The 11,808-nt window shown below is 57.3% G+C and carries 10 protein-coding genes; 3 read left to right on the top strand and 7 right to left on the bottom strand.

Going from position 1 to position 11,808, the window contains the following annotated elements; all coding sequences use genetic code 11:
- The coding region (gene dctA, locus AC1DVH_RS19820) for a C4-dicarboxylate transporter DctA (RefSeq protein WP_477755235.1) at window positions 1–1,222 on the top strand (1,222 nt) is incomplete at its 5' end.
- A 261-nt stretch (window positions 1,223–1,483) separates the two neighbouring features.
- On the opposite strand, the gene AC1DVH_RS19815 is transcribed toward dctA, so the two are convergent.
- The 6 genes from AC1DVH_RS19815 to AC1DVH_RS19790 all read right to left on the bottom strand — a co-directional run bounded on the left by AC1DVH_RS19815 (window position 1,484) and on the right by AC1DVH_RS19790 (window position 8,338).
- A complete protein-coding gene (locus tag AC1DVH_RS19815) occupies window positions 1,484–2,476 on the bottom strand; it encodes a LacI family DNA-binding transcriptional regulator (RefSeq protein WP_477755234.1) in 993 nt (330 codons plus the stop codon).
- 92 nt (window positions 2,477–2,568) lie between these two features.
- Window positions 2,569–4,071, bottom strand: coding sequence for a glycoside hydrolase family 32 protein (locus AC1DVH_RS19810; RefSeq protein WP_477755233.1), 1,503 nt, complete (start codon window positions 4,069–4,071; stop codon window positions 2,569–2,571).
- Window positions 4,068–5,213 (bottom strand): ABC transporter ATP-binding protein, encoded by a 1,146-nt coding sequence (locus AC1DVH_RS19805; protein ID WP_477755232.1) that lies wholly within the window; start codon window positions 5,211–5,213, stop codon window positions 4,068–4,070. The genes AC1DVH_RS19810 and AC1DVH_RS19805 overlap by 4 nt, the downstream gene beginning before the upstream one ends.
- A 27-nt stretch (window positions 5,214–5,240) precedes the next feature.
- The gene (locus tag AC1DVH_RS19800; RefSeq protein ID WP_108228924.1) at window positions 5,241–6,083 is read right to left on the bottom strand and encodes a carbohydrate ABC transporter permease; all 843 of its coding nucleotides are present in this window, start codon (window positions 6,081–6,083) and stop codon (window positions 5,241–5,243) included.
- Window positions 6,080–7,042, bottom strand: coding sequence for a carbohydrate ABC transporter permease (locus AC1DVH_RS19795; RefSeq protein ID WP_477755231.1), 963 nt, complete (start codon window positions 7,040–7,042; stop codon window positions 6,080–6,082). Before AC1DVH_RS19795 ends, AC1DVH_RS19800 begins: the two co-directional genes overlap by 4 nt.
- A 21-nt stretch (window positions 7,043–7,063) precedes the next feature.
- Window positions 7,064–8,338, bottom strand: coding sequence for an ABC transporter substrate-binding protein (locus tag AC1DVH_RS19790; RefSeq protein WP_477755236.1), 1,275 nt, complete (start codon window positions 8,336–8,338; stop codon window positions 7,064–7,066).
- 167 nt (window positions 8,339–8,505) lie between these two features.
- Between AC1DVH_RS19790 and AC1DVH_RS19785 the strand changes: the two genes are divergently transcribed.
- Both AC1DVH_RS19785 and AC1DVH_RS19780 read left to right on the top strand, forming a co-directional pair.
- Window positions 8,506–10,071, top strand: a complete 1,566-nt coding sequence (locus tag AC1DVH_RS19785; protein WP_477755230.1) for a carbohydrate porin — start codon at window positions 8,506–8,508, stop codon at window positions 10,069–10,071.
- Window positions 10,072–10,149: 78 nt separating this feature from the next.
- A complete protein-coding gene (locus AC1DVH_RS19780; protein WP_477755229.1) occupies window positions 10,150–11,058 on the top strand; it encodes a carbohydrate kinase family protein in 909 nt (302 codons plus the stop codon).
- An 89-nt stretch (window positions 11,059–11,147) separates the two neighbouring features.
- Here AC1DVH_RS19780 and AC1DVH_RS19775 read toward each other — a convergent pair whose 3' ends face one another.
- Complete coding sequence (locus tag AC1DVH_RS19775) at window positions 11,148–11,402, bottom strand: DUF1652 domain-containing protein (RefSeq protein ID WP_477755228.1); 255 nt, start codon at window positions 11,400–11,402, stop codon at window positions 11,148–11,150.
- Window positions 11,403–11,808 lie beyond the last annotated feature (406 nt).

The raw sequence follows: 11,808 nt of genomic DNA, 5'->3' as shown, positions 1-11,808 counted from the left end.
GATGCTCCTCGCTCCGGTGATCTTCCTGACCGTAGTCACGGGGATCGCCCGCATGGAAAACATGAAGGAACTAGGTCGAGTCGGCTTTCGCGCCTTGCTCTATTTCGAAGTCGTGTCGACGCTGGCGCTKGTGGTCGGCCTGGTGGTGGTCGATGTGTTCAAACCCGGCGCCGGCATGAACATCGATGTTGCTACCCTCGACACTTCCAGCCTGGCCACCTACACCTCGGCCGTGAAACATGCATCGTTCATGGACTTCGTCATGAACATCATTCCCGACACCATCGTGGATGCCTTCGCCAAGGGCAATGTGCTGCAAATCCTGCTGTTTTCCATCCTGTTGGGAATCGCCTTGGCTCATGTGGGGCCACGCGGCAAAGCGTTCGTCGATACGCTGGATAGCCTGATGCAGGGCATGTTTCGTATCGTCAACATGGTCATGCGCCTGGCGCCGATCGGTGCATTCGGTGCCATCGCCTTCACCATCGGCAAGTACGGCTTCGGCTCGCTGTTCTCTCTGGGCAAGCTGATGGCTTGCGTTTACCTGACCTGCGCCGTGTTCGTGATCTTTGTGCTAGGGCCGATCTGCCGCTACAGCGGTTTCAGCCTTTGGAAGTTTTTGAAATTCATCAAGGAAGAGCTGTTCACCGTACTGGGCACCAGCTCTTCGGAGTCAGTACTGCCGCAGATGATCTCGAAGATGGAAAAGGCCGGGGTGTCCAAGCCCGTCGCCGGGATGATCATTCCGTCCGGATTGACCTTCAACCCCGACGGGCAGGCGATCTACTACACCATCGCCGCGATTTTCATCGCCCAAGCGACCAACACGCCGCTGACCCTGACCGATCAGTTGATCGTACTGGCGGTGTTGATGTTTACCTCCAAAGGTTCGGCAGGTGTCACCGGTTCGGGGTTCATCATTTTGGCCGCCACCTTATCTTCCCTGGGCACCATCCCGGTGGCCGGCATGGTGTTGCTGCTGGGTGTCGACCGGTTCATGTCGGAAGCGCGGGCCATTACCAACACCATCGGTAATGGTGTCGGCACCATGGCCATCGCCAAATGGGTAGGGGCGCTGGATACGGTGAAAATGCACAAGGCGCTCAATGGTGAGATCGAAGAACAAAAGCCTGAAATTGTGCAGGCGGAGACTATCTATGTCCCTTCACCGGTGACGGGCAGTCCCTTGCCGTCCAGCCTCAAAAAGGCCTCTCGGGCGTAAGTATGTGGCGCTGAAATTAACGCCATACTTGATCGAGTATTTCGCTCAGAGAGATATGCCGCCTTTAAATCCGGCACGGCTGCACGCGTGGCTCAGCAACGCTCGAGTCTTGGCTGACCAAGTGATTTCGGCTGGAGTACAAAAGGGCCCTTCACAGGCTGTGTGAACACACTCTGGCGAAGGCACCAACAAACGCCCCGACATGTTCGGGGCGTTTGTTTTTGTGCTGGAAAAAAACCTTTCAACCAAATTAACTGAATCTTATAGCGATGCCCTAACCACCAATGGACAATCAACTGGCTGGGCTCCCGATACGTCGAGGGTCTCGATCAGGTGCCGGGCAGCCTTGCGACCGATCTCGTAGTACGGCAGTTGCACCGTGGTCAGCGGCGGGATGAACAGCTCGGCAATACCGATCATGTTGTCGTAGCCGAGCACGGCGACATCGTCGGGAATTTTCAGGCCACGGCCCAACAGCAGCTGATAGGCACAAAAGGCAATGCGGTCGTTGCCACAGATCAGAATGTCGAATTGGGGACGACCCTCAATGATGTGCCGGTCGAGGATGGCTGCGGTTTCACCATAGGCGTCATGATCGGAAAGGTCGTATTGCAGGAGTGCGTCAGGCAACAGCCCGAATGCCTGACAGGCACGTTGCAGACCTTTTTGTCGCAGGTTCCAGGCCAGACTCTGTTTGGGCAGATTGATACACAGAGGACGCCGATAGCCCTGGCTCAACGCGTGATGTACGGCTCGATACTGCCCCGCTTCGTCGTCTGGCACATAACTCACCAGGCGACTGTCATCGGCCAGGCAATTGGCGAGTACCAGGGGTTTGCTCATCAATCGYTCGGGAATGCACACCTGGCGAAACCCCATGGCACTGAAGATCAACCCGTCGGGGCGGTGCGACAACATCAGGTCGATGTTCTGGTCGGTGGGCGGGTTGCTCAACAGGTTAAGGATGAACACATTCCAGCCGGCTTGCTGCGCGGTCTGTTCGATGGACAGCAGCAACTCGACGGCGAACGGTGTGGTCGCGGTGTCCAGCGCGAACACACCGATGGTTCGCGACTGGAGGTTGTCGCCGCGCATCTTGCGCGCCGACAGGCTCGGTACGAATTGCAGTTCATCAATGGCGCGACGCACCCGTAGAAGGGTTTCGGGGCTCAGTTTTTCCGGATTATTGAGCGCTCGAGAAACCGTCATCAGGGACACGCCGGCCAGCTGTGCAACGTCTTTCACTGAAGTCATGCGAGGCGAGCCCGGTCAGGTTGACGCAGAATCATGACACAGGGCCCGGGCTTCTCGCGACTCGAATGACGCTGCTCATAGCCATCCGCCGCTCATAACCATCCAGAATCGAGAGGCCATGCCTTGGGAATCGAGACACGCCCGCCACTCCCGCTGGCAAACAGCTTCACGCCCAGACTGTCGGGCCGCGGATAGAGGCGACTGCTGAGGCTGAAGCGCCCGTTTTCGTCGAACACCTCGATGGACGAGCGATCGAGGAACACACGCAGTTCCAGTCGCTCTTGTGTCGGGTCTATCGACACGCTGCGCTGGCCTGTGACTTGCGCACCAGAGCGGCTGCGGTCAAGCACCAGACGCTGCAACGCCGCATCGTAGTAGAGCAGGGTTTGTTCATGGCCATCGTCGCTGCAGCGCAACGCGATTCCCAGGTGGCCATCGGTGCAGCCGAGTAAATCCAGGTGCACGTGGATTTCGAGCATATCGCCATTCACTTCCGGCACCCACCGGGTTCCCGATTCATCCCACCACGGCGTGCCAGGCAATGGCGCTTTGCGCAGAGCGGTGAGCTCCCGTGCCGGATACACGCAAAGGCGATCGGCGCACAGTTCAAGTTCGCGTGGCAATCCGAGCATGCCGCACCAGTGATGGGCCTGGCTCGGCATCGGGCTTTCCCACATGTCGAGCCACGCCCAGACAAGGCGCCGACCATCGGCGGCCAATAGCGTCTGCGCTGCATAGAAATCGTGGCCGTTATCCAACTCGACGAAAGGCCCGCCAGTGAAGTTCCACTCGTTGTCGAGTCGGCCCACTCGGTAACCAGTCTGGTACTTGTTAAGCCGTTCGTAACCTTGGGATGGCATGCCTTGGGGGGAGTACAGCAGCACATCGCGTCCGTTCAGTCGAAACAGATCCGGGCACTCCCACATATAGCCATCACCCTCCCTGCCGCCGGACACATAGTTAAGGAACTCCCAGGCGTGCAGATCCGTGGAACGGTACAGCGGGAGCAGCGGCATATCGCCCAGACGTGCGCCGGCAATGAGGTACCAATAGTCATCCTCCTTCCATACCTTGGGGTCACGAAAGTGCATGATAGTGTCTTGCGGCGCGGTCTCGATGACGGCGCCATGCTTGACGAACCGGATGCCGTCGCTGCTGGTGGCCAAGCACTGGACTTGACGGATCGAGCGTTCGTCTCCCACGTCCCCCAGCCAGGTGTGGCCGGTGTAGATCAGTGCCAAGGTATCTCCACACACCACTGCGCTACCGGAAAAACATCCGTCACGGTCGAAGTCATCGCCGGGTGCCAGCGCAATGGGCAGGTGCTGCCAATGAACCAGATCGGCACTCTTGGCGTGGCCCCAATACATCGGGCCCCATTTCGCGTCGAAGGGGTAATGCTGATAGAACACGTGATACTCGCCACGAAAGTACACGACCCCGTTAGGGTCGTTCATCCAGCCCACTTGGGGGGCAATATGATAGCCGGGTCGATAATCCTGGATGACGCGAGACAGGCCGTCACTCAGCGCACGCTGCGCAAGGTCAAGGGAAGAAGGCATTGGATCGCTCAGGGTATTCAAAGACAAGGTCATAGGGCGCGTGCTCGTGCCGGGCTTAGAGAGACACCATCCGGCAGGGTTTCAATGGCGTGTGGGTGGCGCTTCAAGGCCGTGCCGTCGGCGTCGAACAGGTGCAGATTGCCGAGCTCCAGCTGTAGCTCGACCTGATCGCCCACCTGCCATCCGGCGTTGACCTCACAACGACAGATCAGTGGCTCGTCCTGACCTGTATCGAGGTGCACATAGGTTTCACTGCCCAGGTATTCGACCCCGGTCACGACGACGCCGGCAGTTCCCTGCGCCGCCTTGAGCGACACGTGTTCCGGGCGAATCCCCAGGCTCAGTGGGGCGTCCACCGCCAGGTTCGAGCTGTCGAAGGGCAGGGCAGTCATACCCAGGACGGGAGTATCGACCAGGCTGGTTTCACCCGGTACATGCAGGCGTGCCGCCAGAAAGTTCATTCTGGGCGAACCGAGAAAACCGGCGACAAAGCGGCTCGCCGGGCGCTCATAGAGTTCGCGCGGTGAGCCGACCTGCTCTACGCGACCGCCATTGAGCACAACAATTTTATCGGCCAGGGTCATCGCTTCCACTTGATCGTGGGTGACGTAGATCATGGTCGAGCCCAGTCGGGCATGCAGCCGGGCGATTTCGTTGCGCATCTGCACCCGCAAGGACGCATCCAGATTGGAGAGCGGTTCATCGAACAACAAGATGTCCGGTTCCCGCGCCATGGCCCTGCCCATGGCCACACGCTGACGCTGCCCTCCAGACAGTTCCTTTGGCTTGCGTTGCAGCAGTTTGTCCAATTGCAGGATTTGCGCCGTTTTCAGCACGCGCTCGCGCAGGCTGGTCTTTTCAGTCTTGGCCAGTTTGAGACCAAAACTGATGTTGTCGTAGACGCTCATGTGCGGGTACAGCGCATAAGACTGAAACACCATGCCGACGCCACGCTCGCGCGGTTCCAGGTCGTTGACCCGACGCCCGTCGATCAGCAGGTCGCCGCCGCAGATCGAATCCAGTCCGGCGATCAGTCGTAGCAGGGTCGATTTTCCGCAGCCCGAAGGGCCAACGAACACCACGAATTCACCCGCCGCGATTTCCAGGCTGACGTCGCGAAGAATCCGTGCGCCGCCCAATTGTTTGTTCACGTTGTCCAGTTTCAATTTGATCACGATGCTGTTCCTTGTCTTTGTTGGGCATCAACCCTTTAACGCGCCGGCAGTGAGGCCGGAAACGATTCGGCGCTGGAAGATCAGCACCAGAATCACCAGTGGGACGGTGACCAGCACCGAGGCGGCCATCAACAATCCCCAAGGCAACTCATGGGGGCTGCCGCCGGAAATCAAGGCGATGGCGACCGGCACCGTGCGTTGGGTGTCGGTGAGGGTGAAGGTCAGGGCAAACAGGAACTCGTTCCACGCTGCGATGAAGGCCAATAAGCCCGTAGTGACCAGTGCGGGCCAGAGCAGCGGCAACAGCACGCGGGTCAGCGTGACCCATGGGGACGCGCCATCCATGATTGCCGCTTCTTCCAGTTCATGAGGCAATTGCCCCATGAAGGTGGTCAGCACCCAGACGGTGAAGGGCAGGGTGAAAATCGTGTAGCTCAGGATCAACGCCCAAGACGTGTTGTACAGGCCCAGGGCGCGGATCACCTCGAACAGCCCCGACAACACCGCGACCTGAGGAAACATCGACACACCAAGAACCATCATCAACACCGTGCCACGCCCACGAAACTTCACCCGGCCCAAGGCATAGGCGGCGGTCACACTGAGGAACAGCGCCAGCGTTACCACGCACAGCGCAACCACCAGCGAGTTACCGATAGCCCGCAGGAATGAGGCTTGATGGAGTACCGCTGCGTAATTGGAGAAGTCGGGGTTATCGATCCAGTAGCTCACCTCGAACAAGGCGCTGGACGGCTTCAGCGAAGTCACGATGGCGTAGTAGAAAGGGAAGACCGCATACAGCAGCAATACCCCGATCAGACACCAGAACCCGAGGCGCAACAGCGCTTTTTTCAGTAGACGCGGGCTCATGACCGGACCTCCAGTTGACGGCGTCCGAGGTAGAGGTAAAGCATGGCGATGACCGCAACCACCAGAAACAGCAGCGTCGACGCCGCGCTGCCGTAACCGACGTCCTGGAACTCCACCAGGTGCTGGCGGGCATAGACCGACATGCTCATGGTGCTCGACGAGTTCGAGGTCAGCACATAGATGACGTCGAACACCCGCAACGAGTCGAGGATGCGGAAGATCGCCGCCACCAACAATGCAGGCATCAGCAGGGGAAGGGTGACACGCCAGAACACTTTCAGCGGATGAATGCCATCGACCCTGGCGGCTTCATAGCAATCGCTCGGCAACATCTGCAAGGCCGCCAGCATCAGCAGCGTGACAAAAGGGACGGTCTTCCAGACATCGACGATGATCACCGCCCACATCGACAGGTCCGCATCGGCCGTCCAGGCCAGGGGCGCGTCAATCAGGCCGACGCTCAGCATCATGTGATTGATGATGCCGAACTGGTCGTTAAGCATCCATGACCAGATCTTCGCCGAGACAATCGTCGGAATCGCCCAGGGAATCAGAATCAACGCACGCACCAAAGAGCGTCCGGTGAACTTGATGTTCAGCAGCAACGCCACCAGCAGTCCCAGTACGACTTCCAGTCCTACCGACACCACGGTGAAATGCAAGGTGTTGCGCACAGCGTTCCACCATTGAGGATCGACCAGGATGCCCGACCAGCTGGAACCGTTGTGGAACAGATAATTGCTCAAGCCGACGAAGGCTCCGCCACTCGTATCCGACAGGCTCGCGTCGGTCAGGCTGAACCAGAATGTGCGCAGCAGCGGCCAGGCTGCCACCAGGGCCAGACACAACAGCATCGGTGTCAAAAACAGCCAGGCAGCGCGTACTCGGCGACGTTGTACGGGCGTTTCCCTGGTGAGCAGAAGCTCCTCACAGGGGACATGGGTAGAAGAGACAGACATGGTGATTTCCTTCCTTGTGGCTTACCAGTTCCGGCGTTTGATGCGCGTGAGTTCGCTTTCCAGTTCGGCCAGCGCCTGATCGACAGGCAACTCGCCCGCCAGCACGCCATGCACTCGATCGAAGAACGCATTGGAGACCCTTGGATAGCGATCGGCAGTGATTGAGGCGGGGCGCATGACCCCATCGTTGAGAATGCTGTGCAGCTGAGCGTAATAAGGCATTGCCGCGAGCAATTCGGGATCTTGATACAGCGACTCGATAACCGGGTTATAGGCGCCTATCAGGGCACGACGTTTCTGCTCTTGGGCACGGGTCAGGTAGCTCACCAGCTCGGCGGCAAGTTTTGGATGGGCGCTGTAACGCGATACCGCCAGACCCCAGCCACCGAGGGTGGATGCATGGCTGCCGGTCTCGCCGCCGCGGGGCAGGGGGGCGACCCCAACCTTATCCTTTACTGCACTGTCCTGGCTTTGAACCAGGGCCCAGACATAAGGCCAGTTACGCATGAACAGCGCATTTCCCGACTGGAATACGCCACGGCCTTCCTCCTCGGTGTAATTGAGTACCCCACGCGGGGAGATGTCTCCCACCCAGCTTTTCGCCAGGGTCAAAGCCGTTCTTGAGGCCTGACTGTTGACCACGATGTCGCCTCGTGGATTGACCAGTCCACCTTCCGGTTGGCTGCTGATCCACTCCAGCGCATTACACGTCAGGCCTTCGTAAGCGCGCCCTTGAAAGATGTAACCCCATGCATTGGGGTTCCCGGCAGTGCGCTCGGCCTGTTGAATATTCCTGGCGGTAGCGGTCATTTCCTCCCACGTCTGGGGAACCTGCTGGTTGTATTTCTCGAGCAAGTCCTTGCGGTAATACAGCAGGCCCGAGTCGGTGAACCACGGCATCGTCACCAGCCGTCCGTTCACCGTGGCGTTATCCACCTGTGCCTGGAAGTAGCCCTGGGTCGCATTGGCAGGAAGCACCTCGCGCAGATCCATCAGATGTTTGGCCAGCATCCCCGGCCACACCATGTCGATTTGAATGATGTCGATGTCGCTGGACTGCGCACTGAGGATCTGTTGGTAGAACGACAACCTCTCGGTTGCCGAGTTAGGTGTTGAGACCACCTCGACGTGGTTGCCGGTCTGTTTCGACCACGCCTCGACAGCCTCTTTGCAGAGTTGTAATTCCGCACCCACCGCGCCGCAGGAGATCGTCAAATCAGCTGCGTTCGAGAGGGATGGAAGCCCGGCACAAAGGGTGAGCAGTGCTGCTGGAAGAAGAGATTTAAGCTGTTTCATAAAGCCCTCTTTATTTTTGTTTTTAGAAAAGTTAACGTTAACATCGCCAAATGTAGCAGCGTATTCGCGATGAGGCATCCTTTTTTTCGTCGATTGCGACAATTCGCAACTCAAGAAAAATGGCCGGTCGCGGAAACTAGACAATAAAAACAAAACAGGAAATCCACATGCAGAAAGCATCAAGCTGGCTACTCGCAGGCGTGCTCGGTACCTCGGCGGTAACCTCTCAGGCCGCGACTCTGGAAGAACGCATGGCCGCGTTTGAAGCCCGTACCAGCGCAGCGGAGAAGCGTGCAGCCGCGGCCGAACAGCAAACCCAGGCACTTGCCAGGGAATTGCAGCAGATCAAACTCGCCACTGCTCCCTTGCCGCCCGCCGCGTCTACTGCGGCAGTAATTTCGGCGCCCGCTTTGGATACCCGAGTGGCAAAACTCGAAGCCCGTCAGCAAAGCCTGGAGAAAGAGGGCAGTACCGGACACCTCACTGATGGGTTCAGCTTCAACGGCTACGCCCGCTCCGGATTGCTGATCAACGATCGGCTGGGTGGTGGTCGTGGCGGCCCTTATGAAACTCCTGCCGGTTCAGTCGGTGGTGCAGTCGGGCGACTCGGTAACGAGGACGACACCTACATGCGTATAGACCTGTCGAAAGAAATCTATGCGCAAAACGGCACCCGTTCCAAATTCACGGTCTCCATCGCCGATGGTGTGGAAAGTTCCAATGACTGGACGGCCGACGAAAGCAAACTGAACGTGCGCCAGGTATTCACAGCGCTTGACCATGTCGCTGCGTTCAAGGGCAATTCAGTGTTCGAGAACGCCACCCTGTGGGCAGGCAAGCGATTCGATAGAGATAATTTCGATATCCACTGGCTGGACTCGGACGTTGTCTATCTGGCCGGCACCGGGGGTGGAATCTACGATATGCAGATGAACAAGAATTGGCGTTCGAACTACTCTTTGATCGGGCGTAACTACGGGGATTTCAGTCAAGGCGATCTTAGTGCCGATGTGGAAAGCTACATCCTGACCTCCAACCAGTTCTTCGAGGATGGTCAGTGGCAGTGGATGTTCAATGCCATCGGCGCAAAGAAAAACGATTTCGCTACCCGCACCAATGCGGCGGGTTTGACGCCTGCGGATTCCGGCTTGCACAGCATGCTGGCCAATCACCAGAAAAACTTTTTCGGCAGAGAAGGCTTCTTCAAAACGGCGCTGCTCTATGGGCAAGGTCTGGGAGCCGAGGTCAAGAACGTCGGCTCGGATGGTGAACTGATTGATGATGCCCGCGCTCTGCGTCTGGCACTTTACGGTGAGACACCCCTTGCGCCTGACTGGCGTATCGGCCCCAGCTTGCTGGCCGAACAGAGCAAGGATAGATACGTCAAGGGTGACGACTACCGCTGGCTGACCCTGAACGTGCGATTGGCCAATAAAATCAACAGCAACTTCGAGATGGCCTACGAAATAAGCTGGCAAACCATGAACCTCGACCCGAAGGACTATCTACAGCGTAATGCGGTCGACGGTARCTTTTGGAAATTCACTGTCGCCCCGACATTCAAACCTGACGTTGGAGATCTTCTCACACGTCCCGAATTGCGAGTGTTCGCAAGCTTCATGAACTGGTCTTCGGATCTGGACAAGTTCAGTACCACAGACTCCTTTGGCATGACGGACTTCAAAGCCGGAGGTGTATGGCAATACGGTATACAGATGGAAACCTGGTTTTAATATTTGAACGGGTCCGGCCAACACGCCTTCAGCGCACCTGTCGGCAGTTCCCTACGACAAAATATTGAGGAAATGACGATGGTATTGCCTCGCGCAGTAGTGTTTGGCGAAGCCCTGACCGATCTTGTCCAAGGCACTCCTGGACAGTGGAAGGGCTACCCGGGTGGTGCTCCCTGGAACGTTGCACGAGCGCTAAGTCGCTTGGGTGTCAGCAGCGCTTTTGCTGGGGCGGTGAGTATGGATTCTCTGGGTGACGAGATAGTTTCGCAGTCGGAAGCGGCAGCATTGGATATGAGGTTTATCCAACGGGTAGACCGAGATCCTTTGGTCGCCATCGTTCCATCGAGCCGTCCTCCAAGATACTTTTTTGCTGGAGATGCCGATCTGTTTTTTGATCCGGATCTGATGCCCGAAGGATGGATCAACCAAGCAGAGCTGTGTCATTTCAGCTGCATCAGTTTGGCCCGACAGCCACTCGCAGACAAGCTGGTTAAAATTGCTCAGCAGGCCAAAAAAGCCGGTAAACGGATTAGCTATGATCCGAACTGGCGCAATTTAATGGATAGCCATTATCGGGAGCAGACCTTCCCTACGATGACCACCCTTGCTGACATGATCAAGCTTTCCGATGAAGACCTTCGGCAAATTTATCCAGGGCTGACAGAACACCAGGCAATGGATGAGCTTCGCGCTCTTAATCCTCAGGCGCAGATCCTTTTTACCCGAGGAGAACACGGGATGATTCTCCACACCCCGGACAGCCAACTCGATCAGCCGGCGATTGCCGTGAAGGTGGAAGACACGGTTGGAGCAGGAGACGCTTGTATGGCTGGTTGGCTGGCTGCGCAGTTGCTGGGGATCGCGGACTTGAGAGAACGCCTGCAATTTTCAGCGGCTTGCGCATCCATATCTTGCCGCCATGCCGGAGCCCATGCTCCAGCGCTAGCTGATGTGGAGGGTTTGCTGCAGCTGCTGAAACATACTTGACCATGGTTGCCGGCGCCGAGGAGCTGTCTAAGTAAAAAGACGCGGCACCGCCCCTGACCATAAGCGTTGCTGGCTCGGGGTTCTGGGGCTCAATGATTACGCACGAGCGAAAGTTGCTCGGTATGTGCGTTGAGATCATTGCGCAGGTTGGCGAGCATACTCTCTATTGCACGATTGCTGTTGAGCTCGGAACAGGAGATGCCGGTAGAGAAAAGATCTATCCGGCCTGTCTCTGGACTGTAGATACGAACAGTAAGACAGTTGTCAGATGAAACTGAGCATGCGCAATACATCGGGAGAAAGCTTCTCTCGACCAGGTATCGAAGCTCTAGACTGGAAAGCATGGTGGCTACCCTCAACAGGAGCCAACCAAGAGACTCATGCTATAGCGCGTAAAATCAGGAGCGTGTAACGATTACACGCTAGATCACCTTACCCTTGACCTTGGCGGAGAAGGTTACTTTTCAGTCTATGCTTTATCCGGCACCGACCGTTAGATCGTTTGGCAGCAGCCTGCAATCGGCTAGACAGAATCATCAGGGGGTGCAATATGCGCCTGATCACACCCGCGCGGGGCTTTTCGTATCTGCGACATGCTTTTCACGAAACGCTCACGGAATGGAGTGCAGATTGAACGAACAAAAGGATTTGACCCCGTACAGAAAGCCCGCCACTGAGCGTAATGCTGTTCACTTAAGTATTTGAGTCCCAGCCGGGCTTCCCCGAAAATCCGATGCCAGACCTCTGGCA

The sequence above is a fragment of the Pseudomonas sp. P4_C3 genome (genome assembly GCF_056402075.1).
Note: the sequence above shows the minus strand (reverse complement) of the source record. Positions and strands in the feature narration are given on the sequence as shown.

Excerpts from the sequence above, each read along its gene's own strand:
- AC1DVH_RS19780 (WP_477755229.1), top strand. The coding sequence starts at position 10,150 with ATGGTATTGCCTCGCGCAGTAGTGTTTGGCGAAGCCCTGACCGATCTT.
- AC1DVH_RS19795 (WP_477755231.1), bottom strand. The coding sequence starts at position 7,042 with ATGTCTGTCTCTTCTACCCATGTCCCCTGTGAGGAGCTTCTGCTCACC.
- AC1DVH_RS19775 (WP_477755228.1), bottom strand. The coding sequence starts at position 11,402 with ATGCTTTCCAGTCTAGAGCTTCGATACCTGGTCGAGAGAAGCTTTCTC.
- AC1DVH_RS19790 (WP_477755236.1), bottom strand. The coding sequence starts at position 8,338 with ATGAAACAGCTTAAATCTCTTCTTCCAGCAGCACTGCTCACCCTTTGT.
- AC1DVH_RS19800 (WP_108228924.1), bottom strand. The coding sequence starts at position 6,083 with ATGAGCCCGCGTCTACTGAAAAAAGCGCTGTTGCGCCTCGGGTTCTGG.
- AC1DVH_RS19810 (WP_477755233.1), bottom strand. The coding sequence starts at position 4,071 with ATGACCTTGTCTTTGAATACCCTGAGCGATCCAATGCCTTCTTCCCTT.